The organism is Colwellia sp. MEBiC06753 (assembly GCF_053470325.1).
The window spans coordinates 118,539-142,463 of record NZ_JBQMTM010000007.1; the positions used below are offsets into that span (position 1 = coordinate 118,539).

The following is a 23,925-nucleotide window of genomic DNA, read 5'->3' on the forward strand; positions in this document are numbered from 1 at the left end:
ATGGGGAGAATATTCAGCAGTTAATAGGAATAGCCAAGTGATCAACATAGCTATTCCTAATTCAAGGTTGCATTACTTATGCTTTTCTTAATCTAAAAGTTAATAGTCCTGCACTTAATGCCAAGATGGCTAAACTTGAAGGTTCTGGTACCTCCGCTGCTACTCGTACAGACATTTCGGTTGAAGCAAGAAGCCTACTTTGCTGATCTACAAGAGGAGCGTACACAGACAATTGAAAATCGTATACACCTGTTGCAAATGGATCTACAGGTAGACCTAACCAACCAATATTCATAGAGTTTTGAGCTAGGGTGTTGGCATTACTTATCGCATTATCACTGAAAACATCAATAGGATCGAACTCAATTAAATTAACGCCATCGCTAGGATCCATATCAATACTTAAAACGAAAAATAAATCATCTAGAATAATGGTGTTATCAACACTTCCGTCTAAATTTGTATTAATTGAAAATTCATAATTCCAACCTACGCCTGGTGCTCCCCATTTGGGGTGAACACCAGTAGTCATATTGTAAATGCCAGAACCATCGCTATTATATTCACCGGCATAGGGCACCTTAGCTCTAAGGCCTACCTCAATATTGTTATTTCTATCTACAACAAAAAAACCATTGCTATTACCTGAACCAAAAATGATGCCGGGTGTAACATCCTCGTCATATATTAAGTCCGCTTTGGCTTGGCCGCACAATAAACTCAATATTGTTAATGAAGCGAACAGTGATATCCTTAAAAATAAATTCATTTTAGATAGCCCTCTAGTTAAATTATTTTTTCCATCAGTAACTATAAGCGAACTATATGCCAATGAATTTAATCTCAGATAAAACAACTAGTTAGTTTGGTTTGAGTTTTTTGTTTTTTAAAACTGTTAAAAAATCAGACAAAAACTTACTTTCTTACCAAGAACTTTCAAAGGTACAGATTTGCAAGCTCCATACATCCAAACAGCGAACTTAGACATTCGACCATTTGAGAGAAAAGATCTTACTCGTTTTACTGAGTATCGCTCAAATCAGGCTGTTGCTGTGTATCAAAGCTGGAGTGACTATAAGTATCAAGATGCCTTGGCACTATTTAATGCTATGGATTATTCAACATTTGGCGAAGAAGGAAATTGGTATCAATTAGCCATTGCTGATGCCGTTAATGACGAAATACTAGGTGATATCGCCGTACATTTTATTGATTGTGAACAACTAGAAGTTGGCTTTACTGTGGCTCCACAATATCAAGGAAAAAATATTGCAACTCAAGCGGTTAGCTGTTTTCTCGATTATGCATTCGGACAACTAAATTGCCATCGCATAACGGCAATCACTGATACTCGCAATATTGCTTCAGTAAAATTATTGGAAAAGCTGGGCTTTCGCCAAGAAGGCCATTTTAAGCAGAATATCTTTTTTAAAGGGGCATGGGGAGATGAATACCTCTATGCCATATTGGCTAGTGAACACTCATGTATCAGCTAACATATTCCGTTAGCTATAGAAGTTGAACATAAAAAATGAATGGTTTGAAATATTCAAAATATCGAATGGCGACATTAGCTGGCGTTGTTGGTGTGGCAATGGGCCTTTTAGCGAATTTCTTACATTACCAATTTGCTGACTTTAGCCTTTGGGGTTACCAATTCTTTATGGCACCCGCAATGTTAGCGTTAAGTTTTTTTAGCGAGGAATTACCGTTTACTCCTAAACTTGTTATTTATTCATTTGGGCAATTTATTGGCTACTTTGCCATTATGTTGGTTTTAATTCGATTAAAGCGCAGCTTGCCCAGCCAAGTTTAAGCTAGGCCTAAGTTAAGCTAAATCGAGCTGGCTAAATACTGTGCTAAGCTATGTATTTATTAAATGGTTAAATGGAGGGTAATGCATGGAAAGTAAAATTATTAAAGAGCTCATTACCGCGAATCAAGAACTTAGTCACCAACTTAATACCCAAAGTCAGATCATCTTTGGCCTACTTAAAGTGCTGCCACCAGAATATATCAACACGCTGCAATTAATGCTTCAAACTCAGGCTGACAGCGATATTGGCAATGAACAAGTTAATGCTTCATGTCATTCGGCACTGGCGTTGGTGAAGATGCTAAATAAAGATAAAAGCCATCAAAAAAGTGAATTTGAGGTTATTGATGGTGGTAAGCATGATTAACCAGAATTATCTAAGTCAACGGTATTGTTTCACTGGCTAGCGGGCGGCGGTATTTGCGCTGGTGCTTTATATTGTAGAATTACCTCGTGGTGCGTAGAAGTTTGAACTACTTGCTCAAAGCATCAAATCATCGATAAAGATCGCACATTTAGTCGAATGATAGGCAGATAGATTATAAGGGCAATAACGGCCAAGGGGAGAAAACTGTAATGCAGCCAAAAGTTTTAGTTGAGCAATGGGTTGAGGCGTTTAATGCCGGAGATGCTCAGCAAATAGCAACATTTTATGCTGAACATGCGGTCAACCACCAAGTGGCCAATGAGCCGGTTGTTGGCAAACAAGCCATTGCTGAGATGTTCGCTGAAGAATTTTCTCAAGCCGATATGGTGTGCATTGTTGAACAAATTTTTCAAGATGGTGAATGGGCTATTTTAGAGTGGAAAGATCCCATTGGTCTGCGAGGTTGTGGCTTTTTTCACGTGGTTGATGGGCTTATCGTCTTTCAACGTGGCTATTGGGATAAGCTAAGCTTTTTAAAAGCGCATAACTTGCCGATTCCCGGTTAAATTAGTTTCAGGCTGCCATAGTTAGCGGTGAGCTGAAGAACCTGATGGTTGTCAGTTCATATCAGCTCAGATTACTGTTGGCTTTAGATTATCTGTTTTTGGTTAACCGTTCATAGATAAGATATGGTTAACCGGCAAAGCCGGTTATAGCTCCCGTCCAATACGCTTTTCTATCTGTTTCTTTTCCCAGTCGCTGTTAAAGATATTGATTAAGTCAAATGTGCCAATAGCATGGCTACATAAACCAATACCCCACCCCATCAATACCCACCAAAACCATTGATAATTTGGTGTCAAAACTAAATTTACGGCAACGAGTATTGGCATAACAGTGCTAAACATAATTAAGTGTAAATAAAATTCTTTCAGGCCCTGTACGTATGCCATGGCTTGTTTTTCTTCTACGCTGATACTTGGTTGGTTTGTGTTTTGTGAATTGTCGGTATACATGTTGTTTTCCTGCTGTAATGTCGTAAGTTCTACTTCAAAAACTGCAGCTAAAGATTTTAATGACTCTAAGCCCGCGTTGTGGCCGCGTTCAATACGTTGTATGGTGCGAACACTTAAGCCTGAGCATTGTGCTAAATGTTCCTGAGACCAACCTCGTTGTAAGCGTAATTTTTTGATAATCATTAAAAGTTCCTTGGCTGTCATTTGCGGGCTCATCATTAAGTTTTTACAGGATTAACACCACGACACTATGCTGACAATTACACGACAGCTAAATTAAATCAATAACTTAGCTAAATGATTAGACTAATGCTTTGCTAGCTGTTTAAACAAAGTTTCCAGCCAAGCCTGATTCGTATCATCGGCAAGTATTGCATTGATATTATGAAGTAAGGCCCGGTGTTGTTCAGTATCCGATAGCGCAAGATAAAAAGGTTCTGAGCTCATACAGCCAGCATTGCGCAACATACTTGGCGCAAATTTATTAGTAGTTGGTAAGGAGCTGACCACCAGTTGATCTTCGGCGAAAACATCAATTCGTTTGGCCAATATCATCTCAGCTAAGCGAGTGGCTCCTTGTTGCCCAGACAATTCGACAATAGCATTGTTGGCGGGCGGCGAAGTAAGGTATTCATCAAGCGGTGAGCCGTAGCCATAGCCTTTGATCACACCCAAGGTTAAGCCTGAGAAATTTAAAGGTTGCTGGTATTGCCATGTGCTGTTGCTGGCGGTGTAAAAGCATACTTGATAATGGCTAATTGGTTGGCCACTGAAAATTAATTGTGGTGCCTCTGATGGTACAGCTGTTAACAAGCCGTCAATACTGCCATCGGTTGCTAACTTTATTGCTCTGGCCCAAGGAAAACTGACGATTCGCAGTGAAATATTTTGTTCAGCTAAAATTGTCGTCAGGTAGTGACCGATAACGCCATGTGGGTAGTTGTTGGAGTCACAAGTATACGGACACCAAGCTGTGGTTGCTAAGGTTAGTGTGTGTTGGATACTAATATCTTCGCGAGCATAGGCATTAGTGCTTAACACTAATAACAATACTCGCCAAAAGCGTTGTTTAACCATTACAAGGCGTATTGTTACTCATTATTCACTTAGTATAGCTATTGAACGTGTAACTAGTGGGCATTATTCAAAGGCTTTGCCTTAGCAAAGCCAATTGCAACATTAAGCGCGAAGTGCTCGCAATGCAAAATAGCCCGCCAATAATGCTGCGGCAATAGCAGCATAAGCTGATGAATGCTCTGTTAGTAAGACACTGCTAATAGCGGTACCAGAAGCTAATACCGCGTAAATTAATTGCTGGCTATTCGCTTTTTGTTGGCTTTGCAGTTGCTCAAGTAATTCAACTTGTCGCTCAGAAGCTGCTTTGCCGGTGCTTAGGTAGTCATATATCAGATCAGGAATTTCAGGCAGTTTTTCATTCCAAAATGGCAGGTTATCTTTGATCTTAGTAAATACCGCTTTAACTCCCATTTGCTCTTTAACCCAGTTTTCAAGGAAAGGTTTGGCGGTTTGCCATAAGTCTAATTGTGGGTAAAGCTGACGCCCTAAGCCTTCGATATATAATAAGGTTTTTTGTAGCAATACCAGCTGAGGCTGCACTTCCATATTAAAGCGACGAGCGGTATTAAATAAATTCACCAGCACTTGGCCAAATGAGATTTCTGCTAAAGGTTTGTTAAAAATTGGTTCGCAAACGGTGCGAATAGCAAATTCAAATTCATCAACACTGGTGTTTCTAGGCACCCAACCAGAATCAACATGGAGCTCGGCTACTTTTCGGTAATCACGGTTGAAAAATGCGACAAAATTTTCAGCTAAATAGCGTTTATCTTCTTTATTTAAGGTGCCAACAATACCGCAATCAATGGCAATCCAAGTAGGGTCATTAGGATTAGTGGCGTTAACAAAAACATTGCCCGGGTGCATATCGGCATGGAAAAAACTGTCGCGAAATACTTGGGTAAAGAACACTTCTACGCCGCGTTCTGCCAGCAGTTTCATATTAACATTGAGGCTATGCAGCTTTTCGATTTCACCAACGCCGATGCCGTAAATACGTTCCATGACCAGTACGTTTTTATGGCTAAAAGAGCTGTAAATATCTGGCACAAATAAATGGTGGTCTTGCGGTCGCCCCTGAGTAAAATTGCGCTTTAACTGAATAGCATTCGCGGCTTCTCGATTAAGATCTAGTTCATCTAAAATGGTTTTTTTGTATTCGTTCACCACTTCTTTCGGGCGTAAACGTTTACCATCAGGTAGCCATTTAGCCACGATACCGGCAAACATCAACATCACTTTAAGATCAGCGATAATAGTTTTTTCAATATTTGGTCTTAGTACTTTAATTACCACATCTTGATGATCGCCGTTGTCGTCCAGTAGTTGTGCGGTGTGCACTTGGGCGATTGAGGCAGATGCCAGCGGTTTTGGATCAAATTCTTTGAAGTGTTGTTCGAAATTTTCTGCGCCAATTGCTGCGGTAATTTGGGTTAAAGCTAAGTCTCCGGAAAACGGCGGCACCTGATCTTGTAATAAAGCAAGCTCTTCGGCAAAAGATTGTGGCAGTAGATCGCGTCTTGTTGACAGCATTTGGCCAAATTTAATAAATACCGGACCAAGTGATTCAATCGCTAAGCGAAAACGCTGGGCGGAAGATTTATCTTTGTGCTTGTTGCGTAACCAAAATATTGATAATCGCGCTAGTTTCGCATACCAAGGTAGTGATTTTTTTGGTAATAAGTCGTCTAGGCCATAATTTAAAAAGGTTTTGATTATTTTATATATTCTAAGGCTGCGCACTTATGACTTCCCTGCTAATGAGACGATGGCGTTAATGGTTGCTGTTCTAAAAGCTTAATACGTTGTTCTAACGAACTAAGCGCTTGCTGACATAAGCTCACTGATTGATTAAATCGCGCTAATTCAGGCTGAGTCACTACGAGCTTTTGTTCGTGAATTAAGTATTCACTGGCATCACTGGTGATCTGTTGTTTTACAAAGCCAATTTTAGTTGAGATATTTTTGCCAAGGTTAAGTAGCTTATGGGTGGCGATATCGCCTAAGTGGCGTTCCAACTGTGCGGCCCAGTCAATATCAATATGCTCTGCTAATGCGGCAAATTGTTGAGCAACCTTGATATCTCCGTCAATATTAAGCTTATCTTGCTTGATTAAATCGGTAAGCTGGTGCTCAGTTCTAATGTCATTAAGCGTGGCGAAACTGGTATAAACACTGCAGTCAGCGTTCATTTCACTAAGGCTGCTGATCAAAATTCGTGATTCGGTGAAATGCAACTGTATTGGCATACCGATCTCACTGAGCAGTATGCATAAACTTTTTCCTTCAAGCTTTTGATAAAGCGTCGGTTGATGCAAACTCATAGCCAGCGCTTGGTTAACGATAGCTTCTAAGGTACTGCAAAGTAACTGAGGGTGCATAAAATTCATGCTCACTTAGAATTTGTAACCTTTGTGCAGTGCAACAATGCCGCCAGTTAAATTATGATAACTGGTTTGCTCAAAACCAACGTCTTCCATCATGCCTTTTAAGGTTTCCTGATCTGGGTGCATACGAATAGATTCCGCAAGGTAACGGTAGCTTTCGCTATCTTTGGCAACCAACTCGCCCATTTTCGGTAAAATACTAAACGAGTAAAAATCATAAGCTTTTGACAGTAATTCGTGATCAGGTTTAGAAAATTCTAGTACCAACAGGCGACCACCTGGCTTAAGTACACGGAAAATAGAAGCTAAAGCTTGATCTTTATTGGTGACGTTACGCAGGCCAAAAGCGATGGTAACAATATCAAAAGTATTGTCGTCAAACGGTAAATGTTCAGCGTTGGCTTGGACATAATCAATATTTTGCACTAAGCCGCGATCACGTAATTTGTCACGACCCACATTGAGCATAGAACTATTGATATCCGCTAAAACGACTTGGCCATCTTTGCCAACTAATTGAGAAAATTTTGCGGTTAAATCACCAGTACCGCCGGCTAAATCAAGGACCTTATTGCCAGGACGTACACCTGAAGCATCAATGGTAAATCGTTTCCATAACCGATGAATGCCAAATGACATTAAATCATTCATGATGTCATATTGCTGAGCAACGGAGTGGAAAACACCCGCGACCAGCGATTCTTTAGCATTTTTGTCGACAGTTTGGTAACCAAAATGGGTTTTATCGTCGTTAGTTTGCTGACTATTTTCTTGGTGCTGAGACATGAACTATTCACTTACATGATCGAATTGTTGCTAGTGTACTGCAAGCTCAAGCTAAAATCAGCATTTGCGCTGAAAGTAAGTGCTTTCGCATTCAATTAACTATCGGGTATATTAAAATAAACATCGATGACATCAGCTAATTGGGCGGTAACAATGAATGACTTAAACCAAGAATGGGTTTTTTATGGGCGACGTTTGGTACAAACGGGAAATTTAAACCACAATAACACCTTATTTGGTGGCACCATGATGTCATGGATAGATGAAGAGCTTTATATCTACGCGAAATGCCAGTTAGGTAATCAAGATGAAATGACCATGGTGACCGCTCGCTTTGGCGAGATCAATTTCCGTTCGCCAGCATTTAAAGGCAATATTATCGAGTTCGGTATGAAAACCACCAATTTAGGGCGCACATCTATTACTGTTGATGTATTGGTGCGTAATAAATCAACCCATTGTGTGATTTGTGAAGTTCACGATGTGACGTTTGTGGTGGTTGATCCAGAAACTATGAAGCCAATTCCACATGGTTTCCATGATGAATAGCCATTAGTTGTTAACTGACACCGGTTAAATATTAAAAAGCCCAGCCTTGCAATTTTACCTGCTTGGCTGGGCTTTTTGTTATTGGGTTTACTACACTTGGTATAACTCAGTAATAAATGAAAGATCAACAGATCCTAATCTAAATATTGCTGATGAAACCTTAAATGTTGCTCAATAAAACTGGCAATAAAAAAGTAACTATGATCATAATCTTGATGGCTATTGAAGATGATATTTAGTGCTTTTTCTTCAGCAATTATCGCTAGTTTGTCGGTTTGAAGCTGCTCAATTAGGAAATTATCAGCTAAACCTTGATCGACCAACATCGGTGGCAAGGCTTCAACTTGTTCGTTGGTTAATTCTTTTAACAACTCACAAGTATCATATGCACGCCAAGTAGATTGATTTTTACCTAAATAATGGCTGAATGCTTTTTGTCCCCAAGGACAGTTAATTGGGTTAACAATGGGGCTAAATGCTGATACCGACTGATAGTCGTTGCATTGTTTGATACCTATGGTTAATGCGCCATGCCCACCCATTGAATGACCAGCCAGAGATTTTTTATTCGTCACTGGAAAATTCGCTTCAATTAATGCCGGTAATTCATATACCACGTAATCATACATTTGATAATGCTGTTGCCAAGGAGCTTCAGTAGCGTTTAAATAAAATCCAGCCCCTTGACCAAAATCATAGGCGTTATCAGGATCATCCGGAACACTATCGCCACGTGGGCTGGTATCCGGCATCACTAATGCAAGCCCAAGTTCGCTGGCAATACGTTGCGCTCCAGCCTTATGGGAAAAATTTTCGTCATTACAAGTTAAACCTGACAGCCAATATACTACTGGCACTTTGCTTCCAGCAATTGCTTTAGGCGGCAAGTAAATAGCAAAGGTCATTTCACAGTTTGTCGTATCTGAGTGATGACGATAGCGTTTGTGCCAACCATCAAACATTTTGTTTTCGCTAAGTAATTCCATAAGCTATCAAGCCCTTAATAATGAATAACACTTCGAATTGACTTACCTTCGTGCATTAAATCAAAAGCTTCATTGATATGTTCTAGCGACATGGTGTGGGTAATAAAATCTGATAATTTAAATTCACCATTTAAGTAACGTTCAACATAATCAGGTAATTCGCTGCGCCCTTTTACACCACCAAAAGCGGTGCCGCGCCACACACGGCCAGTAACTAATTGAAATGGGCGGGTATGAATTTCTTGTCCGGCGCCAGCAACACCAATAATCACTGACTCACCCCAGCCTTTATGGCAGCACTCAAGTGCTGAGCGCATCACATCAACATTACCGATACATTCAAATGAAAAGTCGACGCCGCCATCGGTAATTTTGACAATATAATCTTGAATTGGTCCTTCGACATTTTTTGGATTAATGCAGTCGGTAGCGCCTAGTTGTTTAGCTAATTCAAATTTCGATTCATTGATATCAATCGCTAAAATGCGACTAGCACCTGCCATTTGCGCGCCAATTATCGCCGATAAGCCAATACCGCCTAATCCGAAAACGGCTACTGTGTCACCAGCTTTCACTTTTGCTGTATTGATAACTGCGCCCATACAGGTAGTTACGCCACAGCCCAGTAGGCACACTTCTTTAAGGTCTGCCGTTTTGTTGATTTTGGCTAATGAGATTTCAGGTAAAACTGTATATTCACTAAAAGTCGAAGTGCCCATGTAATGATAAATTGGCTGGCCATCTTTATAAAAGCGCGTCGTGCCATCTGGCATTAGGCCTTGGCCTTGGGTTTCTCGAATTTTTTGACATAAATTGGTTTTGCCCGACAAACAAAACTTACATTCACCACATTCAGGGGTATAAAGTGGAATAACATGATCGCCAACTGCAACCGAAGTAACGCCTTCGCCGACTTGTTCTACAATACCACCACCTTCATGGCCTAAAATACAAGGGAACTTGCCTTCTGAATCTTCACCAGAAAGTGTATAAGCATCGGTATGGCAAACACCGGTAGCAATAATTCTAACTAGTACTTCGCCCGCTTTCGGTGGCATAACATCAATTTCTTCAATCGAAAGAGGTTGATTAGGTGCCCAAGCAATAGCGGCTTTTGACTTGATAAACCCAGTGGTATCCATTTTGATTCCTTATGCTGTACTAATAACTGGCTAATATCGGCAATACGATAAATTAACCATAGCAGTTTATTTTTATTGGGCTAATTTCAGCATACGTTAATGGCAGCAGGCAAATGTTTTGCCATCATTGGGGATTTATTAGCGATGAAAAACAATAGACTAAGCCAAACCAGCTAAGATCTGCTTAGTAAGTTTGGCTTAGTAGGTCCAGCGCAAACCCGTTATTGTAGGCGAAGAAAGGTAAAGTCAGCTAAATATTCCATATTAATTGTGCTGTAACAGCCAAGTTTATTTTCACACTTTGCACTGGGTAAACGAGAACCTAGGGCTTTACTTTTACTACGAAACGTCATGAGGTTTTGTTCAAGTATTTGCTCAATTGGCGGCGACGTAATAGTAATAACTTCGGTGAATTCTTTCGGCCATACGTGTTGATTTATTTCATTTAGCGCCAGCGGTGTGTGTGTCATTGCTGACGTTAATTGTGGCAGCGTATTTTCGTTAATCTTGGTGGTTTCTTCGATATAATCAATGACCGCTGGTATATCTGGATGTCTTTCTTGATAAAGCTTTGCTAAATAGGGATCGGCAGTTTTTAAATTGTAAGGGCCAAAATTGGGGTTAACGTAAATAATGGCTAATAGGAATTCAGCATTTTTAAAGTTATCCGCTGCCGCTTCTTCAAGGTAACGTATGCCCTTGTCTATATCTTGCTGCTGAGAGTCACTTAAATAAAATAACCCAGCCTTATAGTTAGCGGCAATATCACCACTTCTTGCTGCTTTTTTATAAAGAAATAATGCTTTGTCGATATCTGGTTTAGTGCCATAACCCGCTTGATAAAATTGCCCTAAAATAGAAATAGCGCCAGTATGTCCTCTGGCCGCGGCGGCATGATATTGTTTAAACATTTGCTGACATGCATCAGTGCTGCATTCGCTAATGGGTGAGCCAGCATTGGCTAAATTGGCGCTTAGTACACTGATTCCCAATAGTAATAAATAAACGAACATTTTCATTTTGCTATCCTTCTCTCAATGTTTCATCAGTTCCACGTTATAAGCTAGTTCGTTTTCTAAGCAATTTGAAATGTGTTTGTGATAAAAGGCCTGTTATCAGTTTTGAATGGCGAGTGTAAGTTATTAATTACATTGTTAATAATTTGTAGCATTGTTAACTCAAAATAGATATTTCGCTTTTTTGGCTGGCTGATGCTAACGTTAACTCAGCATTTAAAAAAAGATTGTTGAACGTACGTGACTATACCTGACCTGCCTAATCAGCATGCGCTGGCGATGTTAGTGCTTACCGTAATCGCTCTTTACTTATTTCGTCGAGACGATATTCCCCTTGAAACTTCTTCACTGGCTGTACTGGTGATTTTATGTTTGCTGTTCACAGTTTTTCCTTTTGATATTAATGGCCAGCATCTTGAGCCGTCATCGTTGTTTTTTGGTTTTGGTCATGAAGCATTAGTCACTGTTTGCGCACTAATGATTATTGGTCACGCCTTGGTGCGCACTGGCGCATTAGTTCCAGTTGGGCGAAGCTTGGCTAAATTGTGGAAAATAAGCCCAACTTTTTCATTATTGATCACCCTATTACTGGCTGGTGCCTTAAGTGCGTTTGTGAATAACACGCCTATTGTGGTGTTGTTATTACCGATATTAACTAGCGTGGCTTTGCGGACAAAAATGTCGACCTCGCCTATGTTACTGCCTATGGGGTTAGCAACTTTGGTTGGCGGTATGACCACCACTATCGGCACTTCAACCAATTTACTGGTGGTAAGCGTTGCCAGTGATATGGGTTTGCCACGGATGGGGATGTTTGATTTTACCTTACCGGCATTAATTGCTGCGGTGATAGCGGTGATTTATTTGTGGGTGATTGCCCCTAAACTATTGCCTAATCGCTCTGCGTCATTGCCAGATACCTCTCCTAGGCTATTTAGTGGTTACTTAAATATTAACGAAGACAGTATTGCCAATGGTAAAACTGTTGCGGAAATCTTAAAGCTAACTGACGATCAAATGTCGATAGAGTCCATTCAGCGCAGCCCAGATTATCGTCCAATCAGACCCTTTCCTGATACTGTGCTTAAAGAAGGTGATCGCTTACTCGTTAAAGATACGCCTGATCAACTGATTGAATTTGAATCGGTATTACAGGCGACGTTATTTTCTGGTAATCATAAAGTCGATGATGATCACCCGTTAAATGCCGATAAACAAATGTTGGCGGAGATTGTTGTGATCCAATCTTCGGCGTTAGTTGGTAGAACCCTGAAAAGTATGCAGTTTGCAAGGCGTTACGGTATATCTGTGCTGGCATTGCACCGTAATGGTAAAGCGATGGAAGTTGGACGCCGCAGTATCGGCAATATCGTCATTAATACCGGTGATGTTTTATTGGTACAGGGCGATCCTGAGCAAATTGAAGAATTACGTCGCTCGCAGGGCTTTTTAATCATTGATGGCGCGGCAGATTTACCTTATTCGAAAAAAGCGCCAATGGCATTGTTTGTGTTATTTGGCGTGATAGCGGTTGCAGCCATTGGCTTATTACCAATTGCGATCAGCTCAATGTGTGGAATTTTAGTGTTGCTGGCCACTAAGTGTTTGGATTGGAGCGAAGTGTCAGCGGCGCTTAGTAGCCAAGTTATTCTCATTGTTGTGGCATCGCTGGCGTTAGGCTCGGCGATGATGCAAACAGGCGGTGCAGAATATATCGCGCAGCTGTTTGTCGCCCTCGCCTTTGACTTACCGCCAGGTGGCATTATTGCCGCGTTAATGTTGATGCTGGCGGTGCTGACTAATATTGTGTCGAATAATGCTGCGGCGGTTATCGGCACTCCTATCGCTATCTCTGTTGCGACTCAACTTAACCAGCCGGTTGAACCGTTTATTCTGGCAGTATTATTTGGCGCAAATTTAAGTTACGCCACGCCAATGGCTTATAAAACCAATATTCTGGTGATGAATGCTGGTGGCTATCAGTTTTCTGATTTTATTCGTGTCGGTACACCTTTGATCATTTTGATGTGGGTAACCTTATCGTTTTTATTAAGCTGGCTTTATCTGTAATATTTATTCGCAAAGCTAGGTTTAAGGTTTAATTAATGATACAAGAGCGGTTTATTCCCTATAGCAAGCAGGATGTAGTAGAGATTTGTCAGTCGCAGTTACCGACTGATGTCTCTGTTGAATCGTTCCAGCAGCTATGCGAGTTGCTTGGCAGTTATATTCACTTTCAATATCATGAAGTTGTTGAATCATTAAAACAAGATTACGCACCGTTTGATCCGAGTAATGATTTGCGTCAGCTTCATCAAATAAATCCTCAGCAGCGAGCACTGCAACAGCAAGCTTTCGCCGATAACTTTGCGAAAGTATTGGATGCCGCCAACTATGAAAAAATTACCGAGCAAGACTTACAAGATGCTTTGCATGAAGAGTCACTGTTTAAAGTGCGCTTAGCCGTTGAGTTTGATGATTTTGAACAGGTGGTGTTTTATCGACGTGGTGAATCGCAAAAAACAGAAACCCTTTCTTCGCTGTTCGGCCTACGTAAACAAACGATACATTTCACGAATTACCAGCGGGTAGCGATATTTTTAACATTAAAAGATAAAGCGCATTTTCAACAAAAGCGCCAACAAGTGGTTGGTTTTGAGCCGGGTTCGACCATTGTCAAATTATTCCAAAATGTGCCTAAGGCTGATTTAGAAATGCTCTTTCCTAATAGCGAAGTGCGGATGCGGAAAATAGACAAAGTGATTATTGGGGCATCGGCCGTGGTCGGCGGCAGTGTGGTATTAGTCACTAAGCTTGGCGCTTCACTGTTATTGCTTGCTGGTTTATTTGCGTTCTGGTTAGGGTTAAGTGATAAAAATGTAGAAATGACACAGCAGCATATGTTGTCGTTTGCCTTAGGCGTAGGTGTTTTTGGTGGTTTTATTTTTAAAGAATGGAGCAAATTTAAAAGCCGAAAAATTAAGTTTATGAAGGCATTAGCAGATAATTTATATTTTAAAAATCTCGATAATAATGCTGGTGTCTTTCACACCTTAGTTGATGCCGCCGAAGATGAAGATTTTAAAGAAGCTATTTTAGCGTATAGCTTTTTACTTAATGAACAACATGGTCTTTGCTCGCAAGCGCTCGATAGTAAAATTGAACGTTATTTTGATAGCCAATATCAGTGTCAGTTTGATTTTGAAGTTAGTGACGCATTAGCCAAGTTGGAGCGATTTTCTTTAGTTAATTGTCAAGATGGTATTTATCGCGCGATTCCTCTTGCTCAAGCCAAACAACAATTAGATCAGCAATGGGATGAAATATTTAACTTTAATCGGTAATTAATCTACTGCTTAATGCCTAGTTTCAGCATTAACTTAAAACTTTTAACCCGAAGAAATTCTTCATATTTATAATCCTAATAATCAATCGTCATTAAATTTCAGGCATAAAAAAACCGGTGATAAAACTATCACCGGCGTATTAGCTATGAGGAAAGCTAGAATTACAATTATTACAACAAGCGTTCACGTTGAGGAACGAAATGAATTATAGAGTAACCACTCTAGCCTTGTAAAGTGGTTTTTGTAATTAATTTACATAAATGTTGTAAAGAAACAGGAATTTTAAATTTTAATGACAAATAATCGAAAAAATCATGAATTTTTCATCCTAAATGGAAAGTAAGTAACATTTAGTGCGCCTGCTGCCAGTTGTCGCCACTTCCTGCTTCGGCGATTAATGGCACTTTTAGTTCGGCGGCATTATTCATAATTTCTACTAGCTTTTCAGTCACAGTTTCTAATTCCGATGCTTTAATTTCGAAGATTAATTCATCGTGTACCTGCATAGTCATTTTCACGGTATCTGGACTTTGAGTGCTGATCCATTGGTCTACCGCCAGCATCGCTTTTTTGATGATATCAGCCGCTGTGCCTTGCATTGGCGCATTAATAGCTGCACGTTCAGCGGCTTTTTTCCGTGCTTGGTTACGGGCTTTAATATCAGGTAAATATAAACGGCGACCAAATAACGTTTCGACATAGCCTTTTTCACTCGCTAACTGGCGAGTGTCGTCCATATATTGCATAACGTTTGGATAACGCTCGAAATATTTATTCATATATTCTTGTGCTTGATTACGCCCGACGCCAATTTGTTTGGATAGGCCAAATGCTGACATACCGTAAATTAGGCCAAAGTTAATGGCTTTGGCGCTGCGGCGCATATCGCTGGTGACACTTTCAACATCAACACCAAAAATTTCCGCAGCGGTAGCACTATGCACATCTTTGCCTTCGCTAAAGGCTTTAACTAAACCTGGGTCGTCAGATAAATGCGCCATTATTCGTAATTCAATTTGGGAATAATCGATAGCGACAATTTTATAACCTTCAGGCGCGATAAACGCTTGGCGAATTTTGCGCCCTTCTTCGCTACGAATTGGAATATTTTGTAAGTTAGGATCAGTTGATGACAATCGGCCAGTTGCGGCAACGGCTTGCTGATAAGAAGTATGTACCCGCCCTGTTTTCGCTTGTACCAATAACGGCAGCTTATCGGTATAAGTTGACTTTAATTTGGCTAAACCGCGGTGCTCTAAGATTACTTTTGGCAGCGGATAATCTAATGCCAGCTCCTGTAACACATCTTCAGCGGTAGAAGGCGCACCTTTTGGTGTTTTTTTGATGACCGGGATTTTTAATTCATCAAATAAAATTTCTTGAAGTTGTTTTGGCGAACTTAAATTAAAGCTTTTACCCGCTAGGTTATGGGCTTCAATTTCCAGCTCAGATAAACGTGTACCAATGGTTTGGCTTTGCTCGGCTAATAAATCACTATCAATTAATACGCCATGGCTTTCCATGCGCTCTAAAACTTTGCTCAGCGGTAACTCTATTTCATTGAAAATAGCTGCTGGCCCCTGCTCTTTGGCTAACTTTCCATACAACACTTGATGCAGGCGTAATGTAATATCGGCATCTTCAGCGGCGTAGTGACCGGCCTTTTCTAAATCAATTTGATTAAAAGTTAACTGCTTGGCACCTTTGCCAGCAATATCTTCAAATTTAACGGTTTGGACATCTAGGTATTTTGCTGCCAATGCGTCCATATTATGGCGTGTGGCAACACTGTTATAACAATACGACTCTAGCATGGTATCAAAGGCAATGCCGTTTAATGCGATATCGTAGTGGTTAAGGACATGAGCATCATACTTAATGTTTTGCCCCACTTTTTTATGGCTGTCGCTTTCAAGTAGAGGCTTTAATTTTGACAGCACCCAATCGCGATCTAACTGCTGTGGCGCGTCAATGTAATCATGAGCTACTGGCACATAAGCCGCCTTTCCTGGCTCAATAGCAAAAGATAAACCAACGAGCTCTGCCGCCATATAATCAACACTGGTGGTTTCGGTATCAAGGGCAAATAGTTCGGCGTTTTCAAGCTGGGTTAACCAGTGATTAAATTGTTGTTCAGTTAAAACAATGTCGTAATCTGTAGTTTCTGGTGCCGCTACTACCTGTTCAGCTTCTTCGGCAATTTCTTCTGCGATTGACTCTGGATGCTCGTCACTACTTGCTTTTGCTTTGTGTAGATCAGCTAAATGGCGACGTAGCTCAAATTTGCTAAATAGCTCGGTTAATTTGTCGATGTCGGCATCATTTGGCGCTAAATCTTCAACCGATTGTTCAAGTTCTACATCAAGCTTAATGGTGGCGAGTTCATAAGAAAGCGGTAATTGCTCAAGTGCCGCGCGCAGGTTTTCACCTATTTTGCCTTTTACTTGGTCGGCATTGGCGATAACGTTTTCAAGGGTGCCGTGTTCAGTAAGCCATTTTACTGCGGTTTTAGGACCGCACTTTTCAACACCTGGAATGTTATCAACTTTGTCACCCATTAATGCAAGATAGTCGATAATTTGATCAGGCTTAATGCCAAACTTTTCAACAACACCAGCTTCATCCATTTCAACATTGGTCATGGTATTGATCAGGCGAACATGAGGCGTAACCAGTTGTGCCATATCTTTATCACCGGTTGAAATAACCGTTTCTAAGCCTTTGGCAGTGGCTTGAGCCGCAAGTGTGCCGATAACATCGTCCGCTTCTACCCCTTCAATGACTAACAATGGAAAGCCCATGGCGGCGATCATTTCATGCAGTGGTTGAATTTGGCAGCGCAGGTCCTCCGGCATTGGTGGTCGATTGGCTTTATATTCAGGGTATAAATCATTGCGGAAGGTTTTTCCTTTGGCATCAAAGACCACGACAATATTTCCGTGAGGATATTCCTTTTGCAGGCTTTTGATCATATTCAATACGCCGGTAATTGCACCTGTTGGATGGCCATCGGCAGTGGAAAGTGCCTGAAGGTAAGGAACATGATATGCACGGAATAAATACGAAGAGCCGTCCACTAAAATTAGTGGTGAAAGAGTCGAACTTGCCATTGGTTACATTGCCTGATAGAAAATTTCGCTAAGCATGCCATATCGGCGCGATTGTCTCCATATAGAACTAAATACTTATGTCTTTTTTAATGAGAAAACTTAGCAACTTCTGTGGATAACTTTGTGAGCAAACATGGTGAACCTCCAAGATGAAGTTGAGTTCAAGTCGGATTAAGGTTTGTAAGTAGTTGATATATTTCAAAAAGGAGAGGCAAAAATCCTTTTTACACACAACATTTATTATTTTTATTTTTGTGGATAAAATATTTATCTCGTGTTGTTCAAAATATGTGTTGAAATCGCACATTCCTTGAACAAGGCATAAGAGATTACCAGATTGAAAAATGATTACCAGATCATTATTAAATTATTTTTACTGTTTTTTTACAGTGCTAAATAACCAAAATTTATAAGCCAGTAAAATCAATTGCTGGACAAAAATTGGTAAATTTCAAATTAATTTTTTATAAAGTTAGTAATACTTTTTACAAAAAAATGGATTAACTTATGAAATTAGCTGGTGGCTGCCATTGTGGCGCTGTGAGATTTGAAGTAACTGTTGATGAACCCATTGAAGTGGATAACTGTAATTGCTCGATTTGCCAAAAGTCAGGCTTTCTTCATTTAATTGTGCCAAAAGCGCGATTCAATTTAATTCAAGGTCAAGACCAATTAACCACTTTTACGTTTAATACGGGTGTAGCGCAGCATTATTTTTGTAAGGTCTGCGGTATTAAACCGTTTTATATTCCGCGCTCTAACCCTGATGGTATTGATGTTAATTTTCGCTGCCTAGATAAGCCGCCAGAAAATGTCCCGATTATTGCTTTTGATGGTCAAAACTGGGAGCAACATGCCCATAAATTAGCGCACAAAAGCCAAGGTTAGCATAGCATTCTAAACTAAGGCCTATTCCACATAAGTAAAACAGGCCTTAAATTTCTATAAAAAATCGCGTTGAGCAAAATGAAGTGACTAGCTCGCCACTTACGTCATAGTTACAAATTCTTCCGCCGACGTTGGGTGAATAGCAACGGTATTGTCAAAGTCTGCTTTAGTCGCGCCCATTTTCATCGCAACCGCAAAGCCTTGTAGTAATTCATCAGAGCCAAAGCCAATCGAATGAATACCAACAATTTTTTCATTATCACCAACGCACACTAGTTTCATGCGGGTAGGGTCGCGGTAATCTTCGGTAATTGCTTGGTATAACGCAGTAAACTGTGAGTTATAAACTTTAACGTGCTCTTGGCCGAATTTATTAATTGCTTGTTGCTCGGTTAAGCCAACTGTACCAATAACCGGGTGACTAAATACGACAGTGGCAACATTGTCGTAATCTAAATGCTCGTCTGGTTTATTATTAAATAAGCGCTCACATAATCTTCGCCCAGCGGCAACTGCTACAGGTGTTAGCTGAACACGGCCAGTATTGTCGCCAACCGCATAAATGCCATCAATATTAGTATTTTGGTATTTATCGGTAGGAATAAACCCGACGCTGTCGGTTTCAACGCCAGTAACTTCAAGGTTGATAGTGTCAGTGGCAGGTTCTCGGCCAATCGCCCAAATTAATGTATCAACAGGACCAACGCTATTACCATTTTCTAGGTGAATGGTGAGTTGGCCTTGTTCATCTTTGGTAATTTCTTTAGGAACGCTGTTGGTATGTAGGCTTGGACCATGTTTAGCCATTTGTTCAACCAAGGTATCACTAAGCATATCGTCAAAGCTTCGTAACGGTTTTTCTTTTCGAACAATCAGGTGAGACTCGCTGCCTAGCGCATGAAGCACACCCGCTAATTCAACGGCAATATAGCCAGCGCCAATGACTGCGGCTGATTTAGGTTGCTCAGTTAATGCAAAGAAACCATCTGAATCAATACCTAAGTCAGCACCAGGAATATTGGGAATACTGGGGCGGCCGCCTGTGGCAATAACAATATGATCGGCGGTGTAATGCTGGCCATTCACTTCAACCGTATGCTTATCAACAAACTTGGCAAAGCCTTCAATAACAGTGACGCCATTAGCACTAAAGCCTCGTTGATAGGCTGCATGAATACGTTCAATATAAGCTTCGCGGTTTTTAATCAGTGTAGCCCAGTCAAAAGATTGTAAAGGGGCATTAAAGCCGTAATCACGGGCATAGTGCAGGGCGTCAGCTATTTGGCCGGCATACCACATGGCTTTTTTCGGGACACAGCCGACATTAACACAAGTTCCGCCAATGACTTTTGCTTCGATAACTGCCGCTTTTTTACCAAGTTTGGCAGCGCGGTTAGCTGAGGCAATACCGCCACTACCTGCACCAATGGCTAAAAAATCAAAATGTTGTGTCATATATCAACCTTAACGAATACTTTTATCAATAACTTTACTAAATATGGGTGAAAGCCATTTTTACAAGTGCTTAAACTAAAGGCTTGTAAAAGAGCTTGCTCTACTAATAAGCCTAATAAAATTGAATACAGAATTTAGCTTGGATGAAAATCAAACAAATATTAAGGGCTTTAACAAAATATTTGGTATAGAAGCCAAAATTATTTGCCTTAACCTTGAATATTGTCGAGCGTGGCTATAAATGTATAGGAGTTATATATTCTCCCAAGGCCAACAGTATGACCAATCCGTTATTAGCATTCGATACCTTACCAAAATTTTCAGCGATTAAACCTGAGCACGTAAAACCTGCTGTAGAACAAGCCATTGCCAATTGTAAAGATTGCATCGAGCAAGTATTAGCAGAGCATTCTGAATTTACTTGGGACAATTTAGTCGCATCTATTGATGAGGTCGATGATGTGCTTGGTAAGCTGTGGTCGCCAGTGTCACATATGAACTCTGTGGTAAGTAACGATGAATTACGCGAAGCCTATGAAAGCTGCTTACCGCTGCTATCTGAGTACGGCACTTTCGTTGGCCAACATCAAGGGCTGTATTTAGCCTATAAGCAATTAGCGGAAAGTGAGCACTATCAAACCTTAGATACCGCTCAAAAGAAAGTGATTGATAATGCGTTACGTGACTTTCAATTATCGGGTATTGCTCTACCGAAAGATCAACAAGCACGTTATGGCGAAATTGTTACCCGCATGTCTGAGCTTGGCTCAATGTTTAACAATAACTTATTGGATGCAACGCAAGCGTTTACCGTTAATATCACAGATGAAAGTGAATTAGCGGGTTTACCAGAAAGCGCTAAGGATGCGGCAGCTGCCTTAGCACAGTCACAAGAAAAATCAGGCTGGTTATTTACTTTAGACTTCCCAAGCTATCTGCCAATTATGATGTACTGTGATAATCAGGCGTTGCGCGAACAAATGTATCGTGCATTTGTCACCCGTGCTTCAGATTTAGGGCCAAATGCCGGTGAATTTGATAATTCAAAAATTATGGATGAACTATTGGCATTGCGTCATGAACTTGCTCAGCTATTAGGTTTTAACAATTACGCTGAAAAATCATTGGCCACTAAAATGGCAGAAACGCCTGAGCAAGTATTAACTTTCTTAACCGATTTAGCCGATAAATCAAAAGCGCAAGGTCAAGCAGAGCTTGATGAGCTTAAGCAATTTGCCGAAGCTGAACATGGTGTAAGTTCATTAAATGCTTGGGATTTAGCCTACTACGGTGAAAAACTCAAACAGCAACGCTATGCTATTTCTGATGAAGAACTTCGCCCATATTTCCCTGAGCAAACGGTAGTTTCAGGATTATTTACCGTAGTTAATCGGTTATTTGGTTTAACCATTAAACAGCGCGAAGGTGTTGATGTTTGGCACAAAGACGTTAAATTCTACGATGTTTACGATCAACAGCAGCAATTACGTGGCAGTTTTTATTTAGATTTATACGCTCGCGCGAAAAAACGCGGTGGTGCTTGGATGGACGATTGCGTTGGCCGTCGCGCGACCAGTCTTAATACCGTGCAACTGCCAGTGGCCTATTTAACCTGTAACTTTAATGGCCCAGTTGGCGACAAACCAGCATTATTTACCCATGACGAAGTCGTGACCTTGTTCCATGAATTTGGTCATGGCTTGCATCATATGCTTACCCAAATTGATGCGTCGGGGGTTTCCGGCATTAATGGCGTTGCTTGGGATGCTGTTGAGCTGCCAAGTCAATTTTTAGAAAACTGGTGCTGGCAACCAGAAGCGCTAGCGTTTATTTCGGGTCATTATCAAACCGGTGAACCGTTACCTCAGGCAATGCTGGATAAAATGCTGGCAGCGAAAAACTTCCAGTCGGCTATGCAAATGTTACGTCAACTGGAGTTCAGCTTATTTGATTTTAAAATGCACGCCGAATATGACCCTGCTAACACCGATCATATTCAGTCAGTGATAGATCAGGTACGCAGTGAAGTCGCGGTTGTTAAAGCGCCGGAATTTAATCGTTTCCAACACAGCTTTGGTCATATATTCGGTGGTGGTTATGCCGCTGGCTATTACAGTTATAAATGGGCAGAAGTGTTATCGAGCGATGCCTTTTCACGTTTTGAAGAAGAGGGCGTATTTAATCGCGAGACTGGCCAGTCATTCTTAGAAAATATTTTAGAAAAGGGCGGCTCACAAGAACCAAGCGAGTTATTTGCTGCCTTTAGAGGTCGTGAACCCGATATTGAACCTTTACTTCGTCACAGCGGTATTGCTTGTCAATAACGGCTAATAGTGGATAACAACGGAACGAACTATGAAATTAGAAACGTTTGACAAGTTATATCAACGTGCCGCTGAACGAAAAGGCGGTGTTTCGGCGCTGAATCAATTATTGCCAGCGACAGAAAACCAGCAAGCATTGCTGGAACTAACCGATGATCGCTACTTGTCAGCGTTTACTAAAAAAGTGTTTCAATCGGGCTTTGTTTGGCGTGTCGTTGAAAATAAATGGCCAGATTTTGAAGCAACATTTTTTGACTTCGATATCGAAAAAATATTAATGATGCCAGACGATATGCTTGAGCGAAAAGCTGGCGATCCGAAAATTATTCGTAATTTCAATAAAGTTAAAACCATTAAAGCCAATGCCCAAATGATTTTTGAACAGCAGCAAAATGGCTATTCATTTGCTGAGTTTATTTATCAGTGGCCAAGTGACGATATTATTGGTCTTTGGCAATACTTGAAAAAACATGGTGCGCGCTTAGGGGGAAATACTGGCCCTTACGCACTGCGCGCCTTGGGCAAAGATACCTTTTTATTATCGCGTGATGTTGAAGGTTATTTTCGTGCCCATCAACTGATTGATGGCGGCATTCAAACCAAGAAAAGCTTAGCCACTATTCAAGCAGCGTTTAACCAGTGGCAACAAGAATCTGAATTATCACTTACGCAATTAAGTCGCCTCGTCGCTTACGCCACCGGCGATAACCATATTCAGGTCGAAGCGTAATGGAAAATGTGGCTGTTGGTTATGTCCATTCATCAGATGCTGAATATGCCAAGAAAATTGCGCAAAAATGGCAGTTTACTTACATCGGTGATATCGCTGCAGCAACTAATCACCCTGACTTAGCTTTTGTGCTTCAGGTAAATGATCAGGTGCTTGAGCTCACCAAAACCGATGAACCTAAGCTCACGCCAATTAAGGTCGATTTTGTTGAAGGTGCGGTCGCTCATCGAAGGAAATTTGGTGGTGGTCGCGGCCAAGATATTGCTAAAGCCGTTGGTCTAAAACACGGCTTTACTCCACATGTGTTAGATGCCACCGCCGGCTTAGGGCGTGATGCATTTGTTTTAGCTTCGCTAGGTTGTAAGATAACTTTGATTGAGCGTAACCCGGTGGTAGCGGCTTTGTTAGAAGACGGTATTGCTCGAGCGCAACTTAACACGGATATTGCAGAAATTGCCGAACGTATGACACTTATTCATCAATCATCGATCGACGAAATGACAACGCTTAATGATATTGATGTGGTTTACCTTGATCCTATGTATCCGCATAAAGAAAAGTCGGCGCAAGTAAAAAAAGAAATGCGGGTGTTTCAATCGCTGGTCGGCGCTGATGATGATGCCGATCTACTGCTGGCACCAGCAAAGGCATTGGCAAAATATCGGGTGGTAGTTAAACGACCCAGTTATGCATCGCCAATTGCCAATACTAAACCTAGCACTGAAATAAAAATGAAAAAAAATCGCTTTGATATTTATGTTAATCAAGGCATTCCTAAGCACTAAATTCAGCTAGCTTTAGCTAAATCTGATAGAAAACATTTATTGTTACTATAGCTAGCAAGCGTAGGGTATTGTCTTGCGCCGTAACAAAAGTGAAATATATTGGCGTTAAAATTCGCTCATTATTTTTGCGATGAGTTTATTTAG

General features: G+C 40.8%; 22 protein-coding genes. 11 read left to right on the plus strand and 11 right to left on the minus strand.

Going from position 1 to position 23,925, the window contains the following annotated elements; all coding sequences use genetic code 11:
- Window positions 1-76: 76 nt before the first annotated feature.
- Window positions 77-769, minus strand: coding sequence for a PEP-CTERM sorting domain-containing protein (locus tag ACOB82_RS07770; protein WP_448212403.1), 693 nt, complete (start codon window positions 767-769; stop codon window positions 77-79).
- Window positions 770-950: 181 nt separating this feature from the next.
- Between ACOB82_RS07770 and ACOB82_RS07775 the strand changes: the two genes are divergently transcribed.
- The 4 genes from ACOB82_RS07775 to ACOB82_RS07790 all read left to right on the plus strand — a co-directional run bounded on the left by ACOB82_RS07775 (window position 951) and on the right by ACOB82_RS07790 (window position 2,749).
- Window positions 951-1,496 (plus strand): GNAT family N-acetyltransferase, encoded by a 546-nt coding sequence (locus tag ACOB82_RS07775; RefSeq protein ID WP_448212404.1) that lies wholly within the window; start codon window positions 951-953, stop codon window positions 1,494-1,496.
- Between the two features lie 44 nt (window positions 1,497-1,540).
- Window positions 1,541-1,816, plus strand: a complete 276-nt coding sequence (locus ACOB82_RS07780; RefSeq protein WP_448212405.1) for a hypothetical protein — start codon at window positions 1,541-1,543, stop codon at window positions 1,814-1,816.
- An 85-nt stretch (window positions 1,817-1,901) separates the two neighbouring features.
- Window positions 1,902-2,183: a hypothetical protein gene (locus tag ACOB82_RS07785; protein ID WP_448212406.1), complete on the plus strand. Its 282-nt coding sequence runs from the start codon at window positions 1,902-1,904 to the stop codon at window positions 2,181-2,183.
- Between the two features lie 209 nt (window positions 2,184-2,392).
- The gene (locus tag ACOB82_RS07790) at window positions 2,393-2,749 is read left to right on the plus strand and encodes a nuclear transport factor 2 family protein (protein ID WP_448212407.1); all 357 of its coding nucleotides are present in this window, start codon (window positions 2,393-2,395) and stop codon (window positions 2,747-2,749) included.
- A gap of 144 nt (window positions 2,750-2,893) precedes the next feature.
- Here ACOB82_RS07790 and ACOB82_RS07795 read toward each other — a convergent pair whose 3' ends face one another.
- From ACOB82_RS07795 to ubiE, 5 genes are all read right to left on the minus strand, one after another.
- Window positions 2,894-3,382 carry a 2TM domain-containing protein gene (locus ACOB82_RS07795; protein ID WP_448212408.1) on the minus strand — a complete coding sequence of 163 codons (489 nt, stop codon included), beginning with the start codon at window positions 3,380-3,382 and terminating at the stop codon, window positions 2,894-2,896.
- A 123-nt stretch (window positions 3,383-3,505) separates the two neighbouring features.
- Window positions 3,506-4,276: a substrate-binding periplasmic protein gene (locus ACOB82_RS07800; protein ID WP_448212409.1), complete on the minus strand. Its 771-nt coding sequence runs from the start codon at window positions 4,274-4,276 to the stop codon at window positions 3,506-3,508.
- Window positions 4,277-4,378: 102 nt separating this feature from the next.
- Window positions 4,379-6,019: a ubiquinone biosynthesis regulatory protein kinase UbiB gene (gene ubiB, locus ACOB82_RS07805; protein ID WP_448212410.1), complete on the minus strand. Its 1,641-nt coding sequence runs from the start codon at window positions 6,017-6,019 to the stop codon at window positions 4,379-4,381.
- A 14-nt stretch (window positions 6,020-6,033) separates the two neighbouring features.
- Window positions 6,034-6,666: a ubiquinone biosynthesis accessory factor UbiJ gene (locus ACOB82_RS07810; protein ID WP_448212446.1), complete on the minus strand. Its 633-nt coding sequence runs from the start codon at window positions 6,664-6,666 to the stop codon at window positions 6,034-6,036.
- 6 nt (window positions 6,667-6,672) lie between these two features.
- Window positions 6,673-7,449, minus strand: a complete 777-nt coding sequence (ubiE, locus tag ACOB82_RS07815; protein WP_448212411.1) for a bifunctional demethylmenaquinone methyltransferase/2-methoxy-6-polyprenyl-1,4-benzoquinol methylase UbiE — start codon at window positions 7,447-7,449, stop codon at window positions 6,673-6,675.
- A 153-nt stretch (window positions 7,450-7,602) separates the two neighbouring features.
- Between ubiE and ACOB82_RS07820 the strand changes: the two genes are divergently transcribed.
- The gene (locus ACOB82_RS07820) at window positions 7,603-7,998 is read left to right on the plus strand and encodes an acyl-CoA thioesterase (RefSeq protein ID WP_448212412.1); all 396 of its coding nucleotides are present in this window, start codon (window positions 7,603-7,605) and stop codon (window positions 7,996-7,998) included.
- A gap of 134 nt (window positions 7,999-8,132) precedes the next feature.
- Here ACOB82_RS07820 and fghA read toward each other — a convergent pair whose 3' ends face one another.
- The 3 genes from fghA to ACOB82_RS07835 all read right to left on the minus strand — a co-directional run bounded on the left by fghA (window position 8,133) and on the right by ACOB82_RS07835 (window position 11,145).
- Entirely contained in the window at window positions 8,133-8,984 is an 852-nt protein-coding gene (gene fghA / locus ACOB82_RS07825) for an S-formylglutathione hydrolase (RefSeq protein WP_448212413.1), read from the minus strand.
- A gap of 14 nt (window positions 8,985-8,998) precedes the next feature.
- Window positions 8,999-10,126 (minus strand): S-(hydroxymethyl)glutathione dehydrogenase/class III alcohol dehydrogenase, encoded by a 1,128-nt coding sequence (locus ACOB82_RS07830; RefSeq protein WP_448212414.1) that lies wholly within the window; start codon window positions 10,124-10,126, stop codon window positions 8,999-9,001.
- 221 nt (window positions 10,127-10,347) lie between these two features.
- Complete coding sequence (locus ACOB82_RS07835) at window positions 10,348-11,145, minus strand: tetratricopeptide repeat protein (RefSeq protein WP_448212415.1); 798 nt, start codon at window positions 11,143-11,145, stop codon at window positions 10,348-10,350.
- A gap of 237 nt (window positions 11,146-11,382) precedes the next feature.
- On the opposite strand from ACOB82_RS07835, the gene ACOB82_RS07840 reads away from it, so the two are divergent.
- Entirely contained in the window at window positions 11,383-13,212 is a 1,830-nt protein-coding gene (locus tag ACOB82_RS07840; protein ID WP_448212416.1) for an SLC13 family permease, read from the plus strand.
- A 35-nt stretch (window positions 13,213-13,247) separates the two neighbouring features.
- Complete coding sequence (locus ACOB82_RS07845) at window positions 13,248-14,486, plus strand: TMEM143 family protein (protein ID WP_448212417.1); 1,239 nt, start codon at window positions 13,248-13,250, stop codon at window positions 14,484-14,486.
- Window positions 14,487-14,839: 353 nt separating this feature from the next.
- Here ACOB82_RS07845 and polA read toward each other — a convergent pair whose 3' ends face one another.
- Window positions 14,840-17,599: a DNA polymerase I gene (gene polA, locus ACOB82_RS07850; RefSeq protein WP_448212418.1), complete on the minus strand. Its 2,760-nt coding sequence runs from the start codon at window positions 17,597-17,599 to the stop codon at window positions 14,840-14,842.
- Between the two features lie 507 nt (window positions 17,600-18,106).
- Here polA and ACOB82_RS07855 point away from each other — a divergent pair.
- Window positions 18,107-18,487: a GFA family protein gene (locus tag ACOB82_RS07855; RefSeq protein WP_448212419.1), complete on the plus strand. Its 381-nt coding sequence runs from the start codon at window positions 18,107-18,109 to the stop codon at window positions 18,485-18,487.
- 99 nt (window positions 18,488-18,586) lie between these two features.
- Here ACOB82_RS07855 and gorA read toward each other — a convergent pair whose 3' ends face one another.
- Window positions 18,587-19,942, minus strand: a complete 1,356-nt coding sequence (gene gorA, locus ACOB82_RS07860) for a glutathione-disulfide reductase (RefSeq protein ID WP_448212420.1) — start codon at window positions 19,940-19,942, stop codon at window positions 18,587-18,589.
- A gap of 278 nt (window positions 19,943-20,220) precedes the next feature.
- Here gorA and prlC point away from each other — a divergent pair, with 278 nt between their 5' ends.
- The 3 genes from prlC to ACOB82_RS07875 are packed head-to-tail and all read left to right on the plus strand — an operon-like array spanning window position 20,221 to window position 23,781.
- Window positions 20,221-22,266: an oligopeptidase A gene (gene prlC, locus ACOB82_RS07865; RefSeq protein ID WP_448212421.1), complete on the plus strand. Its 2,046-nt coding sequence runs from the start codon at window positions 20,221-20,223 to the stop codon at window positions 22,264-22,266.
- A gap of 31 nt (window positions 22,267-22,297) precedes the next feature.
- A complete protein-coding gene (locus ACOB82_RS07870) occupies window positions 22,298-22,996 on the plus strand; it encodes a DNA-3-methyladenine glycosylase I (RefSeq protein WP_448212422.1) in 699 nt (232 codons plus the stop codon).
- Window positions 22,996-23,781, plus strand: coding sequence for a class I SAM-dependent methyltransferase (locus ACOB82_RS07875; RefSeq protein ID WP_448212423.1), 786 nt, complete (start codon window positions 22,996-22,998; stop codon window positions 23,779-23,781). Before ACOB82_RS07870 ends, ACOB82_RS07875 begins: the two co-directional genes overlap by 1 nt.
- The last annotated feature ends 144 nt before the right edge of the window (window positions 23,782-23,925 follow it).

Coding starts and splice junctions, on each gene's coding strand:
- ACOB82_RS07830 (WP_448212414.1), bottom strand. CDS start 10,126: ATGGATACCACTGGGTTTATCAAGTCAAAAGCCGCTATTGCTTGGGCA.
- prlC (WP_448212421.1), top strand. CDS start 20,221: ATGACCAATCCGTTATTAGCATTCGATACCTTACCAAAATTTTCAGCG.
- ACOB82_RS07770 (WP_448212403.1), bottom strand. CDS start 769: ATGAATTTATTTTTAAGGATATCACTGTTCGCTTCATTAACAATATTG.
- polA (WP_448212418.1), bottom strand. CDS start 17,599: ATGGCAAGTTCGACTCTTTCACCACTAATTTTAGTGGACGGCTCTTCG.
- fghA (WP_448212413.1), bottom strand. CDS start 8,984: ATGGAATTACTTAGCGAAAACAAAATGTTTGATGGTTGGCACAAACGC.
- ACOB82_RS07870 (WP_448212422.1), top strand. CDS start 22,298: ATGAAATTAGAAACGTTTGACAAGTTATATCAACGTGCCGCTGAACGA.
- ACOB82_RS07810 (WP_448212446.1), bottom strand. CDS start 6,666: ATGAATTTTATGCACCCTCAGTTACTTTGCAGTACCTTAGAAGCTATC.
- gorA (WP_448212420.1), bottom strand. CDS start 19,942: ATGACACAACATTTTGATTTTTTAGCCATTGGTGCAGGTAGTGGCGGT.
- ACOB82_RS07835 (WP_448212415.1), bottom strand. CDS start 11,145: ATGAAAATGTTCGTTTATTTATTACTATTGGGAATCAGTGTACTAAGC.
- ACOB82_RS07845 (WP_448212417.1), top strand. CDS start 13,248: ATGATACAAGAGCGGTTTATTCCCTATAGCAAGCAGGATGTAGTAGAG.
- ACOB82_RS07790 (WP_448212407.1), top strand. CDS start 2,393: ATGCAGCCAAAAGTTTTAGTTGAGCAATGGGTTGAGGCGTTTAATGCC.
- ACOB82_RS07800 (WP_448212409.1), bottom strand. CDS start 4,276: ATGGTTAAACAACGCTTTTGGCGAGTATTGTTATTAGTGTTAAGCACT.
- ACOB82_RS07855 (WP_448212419.1), top strand. CDS start 18,107: ATGAAATTAGCTGGTGGCTGCCATTGTGGCGCTGTGAGATTTGAAGTA.
- ACOB82_RS07820 (WP_448212412.1), top strand. CDS start 7,603: ATGAATGACTTAAACCAAGAATGGGTTTTTTATGGGCGACGTTTGGTA.
- ACOB82_RS07875 (WP_448212423.1), top strand. CDS start 22,996: ATGGAAAATGTGGCTGTTGGTTATGTCCATTCATCAGATGCTGAATAT.
- ubiE (WP_448212411.1), bottom strand. CDS start 7,449: ATGTCTCAGCACCAAGAAAATAGTCAGCAAACTAACGACGATAAAACC.
- ACOB82_RS07795 (WP_448212408.1), bottom strand. CDS start 3,382: ATGATTATCAAAAAATTACGCTTACAACGAGGTTGGTCTCAGGAACAT.
- ACOB82_RS07785 (WP_448212406.1), top strand. CDS start 1,902: ATGGAAAGTAAAATTATTAAAGAGCTCATTACCGCGAATCAAGAACTT.